The organism is Candidatus Margulisiibacteriota bacterium, from assembly GCA_018822365.1.
GTDB lineage: Bacteria > Margulisbacteria > WOR-1 > O2-12-FULL-45-9 > XYB2-FULL-48-7 > XYB2-FULL-45-9.
Map to the genome: position 1 here is coordinate 1 of JAHJKL010000019.1, position 2446 is coordinate 2446.

Consider the following 2446-nt stretch of genomic DNA (forward strand, 5'->3'; position numbering starts at 1 on the left):
ACCGTCTCGTCAGATCCGACCGGCTGATGCGAGCGGACAATTGCCGCGGCATGCAGCAGCCTTAACCCTTCCCCATCCTGCGGGACGATCTTATTGTCGGTGATCGAAATGGCGATTGCCTGGGGAGGGAAGGCCCTCACAATAGCTTCCGCCTTTGTCTCCTTGTAAATCGCCCGGTGAGCAGGAAGCTCGCTCGAAGCCCCTGCCGCTTCGCCGGTCAGGCCAACCTCAATTATATCCCCTTCTTTCAGGTCCCCCAGCATCGCATCCTGCCGGGTAATAAATATCTTATCTCCATGACGGACACTCATGCTCCCGGCATGTGAACTGACCAACCCTTCCCTGAACAAAAAATTACCGATCCTTTTGAATTCTTCTAACATGTTTCTCTCCTTTTTTATTCCCAGTGGGACGCAGCCAAATCATTGAATTTGGTACACCCCCTGATCTTCTCAAAACGCTCGCGGACTTCTTTCCGCTTCAGGCGTTTCATCCTCTCCAAGCTAAAGTCTTCGACATTAAATGAAGCCATGACCGAACCGATCACCACCGCGCGGCGGATATTTTCGGCGCTCCGGTCGTCGCTCCTGGCCAGATAACCGATGAAAGCGCCGCCAAAAGTATCTCCTGCCCCGGTCGGGTCTTTTAATTCTTCCTGGGGGTAAGATGGGGCGGCAAAATAGTCGTCTTTATTGAAAAAGAGGGCCCCATGCTCCCCCTTTTTAACGATCACGCCGCGACAGCCAAGCTCGATCAAACGGCGGGCGGCCAAAGGAATGTTCGGCGTTTCCATGAACTGGCGGATCTCACCGTCGTTCATCACCATCAGATCGACCTTTTTGATCAATTGATGGAGAAGCTCCCTTTTGGAATCGATCCAAAAATTCATGGTGTCCGCGACAATAAATTTAGGGCCTTTCAACTGAGAGATCACCTTAAGCTGGAGCGCGGGGTCAAGGTTGGCCAGAAAAACGTATGGGGTATCGCGCAATCCTTCCGGCACCTGCGGGTCAAATCGCGTCAGAATGTTCAGTTTGGTATCGACGGTATGGGCCTGGTTCATGTCATATTCATAGTACCCCTGCCAGCGAAAGGTCGGCCCGTCTATTTTGTGCAAAGCATTCAAATTGATATCGCGCGAACCGAGGAATTCAAGATGTTCTTTGGGAAAATCATGGCCGATCGGGCCGATCAAAGTGGTCGGCGCAAAAAAACTGGAAGCGACCGCGGCATAAACCGCCGAGCCTCCTAAAATATCCTGCTTGTCGCCGAACGGCGTTTTAATTGAATCGAGCGCAATGGTCCCTACGACTAATACTGACATCCTTCAAACCTCCAAATAATTGCGGTTATTGTGCGTCGGCTAATTTGCCCACTGTTTTCCGAGAAGCTTGGACTTCCGGGCCGCGGCCAAGACAGCGGCGGCAAAAGCTTCAGAAACCTTTCGGTCCTTAAGGACCGCTAATCCTTCCATTGTTGTCCCGCCGGGAGAGGTTACCATTTCCCGCAGTTTTCCCGGCTCGACCCTGCTTATTAACGCGGTCATTGCCGCGCCGTAAACCGTTTGCAGGGTCAGTTTTTTAGCCAGCTCGCCGGGAAGACCGTTCCTCTTGCCACCCTCGATCAGGGCTTCAATCATCGCATAAACGTAGGCTGGACCGGAACCGGAAAGTCCGGTGATCGCGTCGAACCATTTTTCAGGTACAACCACAGTTTCACCGACCAGTTTGAAGATCTTTTCCACTTGCTTAAACTGGCCCTGGGTCACCCGGTTTCCTTTGACCAGGGCAGATATTCCCGCTCCGACCAGGCAGGGATTGTTTGGCATTACCCTGACCACCGGCGAACCGGGAAAGTTTTTTTGCAGACTTGATAGCGGAATACCGGCCACGATCGAAACAACCAGTTTCTTTCCCAGGCATTTCAAGTCAGCTATGACCTCTGCTATTTGCTGAGGCTTGACCGCCAGCACGACCACTTCCGCTTCGTCATAAGCTTCTTTATTGCCGGCGGCAATTTTAACAGAGTATTTTTTGCCCAAAAACTTCAGGCGGGCCCGATCAATGTCGGAAATCATGACCTGGCGCGGCGGCAATCTGCTGATCAGCGCTTCCGCCATTTTCCCGGAACCGATAAAGGCTATCTTCATCTTGAAAAGAAAGAGTCTCTTTTTCCTTCCTGGATCTCTTCGCCGATGTTCCCGCGGTCTTCGCTGGAATTTATTCTAATGGCGCTGGGAGTGAACAAGAAGATCGAATCGCCGATCTTCATCATATGGCCGTCAATGGCGTAGGCGGTCCCGCAAACAAAGTCGATCAGCCTGGTCCCCTCCGACGGATCAAGATGCTTCAGGCTGACGATCACCGGATTGCCGGATCGCAGGCCGGCGGCAATGTTCAACGAGTCCTCATAGATCTTGGGCTCAAAAAAACCGATCTCGTATTCT

General features: G+C 52.2%; 4 protein-coding genes. All 4 read right to left on the bottom strand.

The genetic code is table 11. The features are described 5' to 3' along the window. On the bottom strand, window positions 1-383 hold a 383-nt coding region (locus tag KKF06_01225; protein MBU1616387.1), incomplete at its 3' end, for a class II aldolase/adducin family protein. Window positions 384-397: 14 nt separating this feature from the next. After that, entirely contained in the window at window positions 398-1324 is a 927-nt protein-coding gene (locus tag KKF06_01230; protein MBU1616388.1) for a sugar kinase, read from the bottom strand. Between the two features lie 39 nt (window positions 1325-1363). Continuing rightward, window positions 1364-2149 (bottom strand): pyrroline-5-carboxylate reductase, encoded by a 786-nt coding sequence (proC, locus tag KKF06_01235; GenBank protein ID MBU1616389.1) that lies wholly within the window; start codon window positions 2147-2149, stop codon window positions 1364-1366. Next, the coding region (locus tag KKF06_01240) for a cell division protein SepF (GenBank protein ID MBU1616390.1) at window positions 2146-2446 on the bottom strand (301 nt) is incomplete at its 5' end. The genes proC and KKF06_01240, both read right to left, overlap by 4 nt.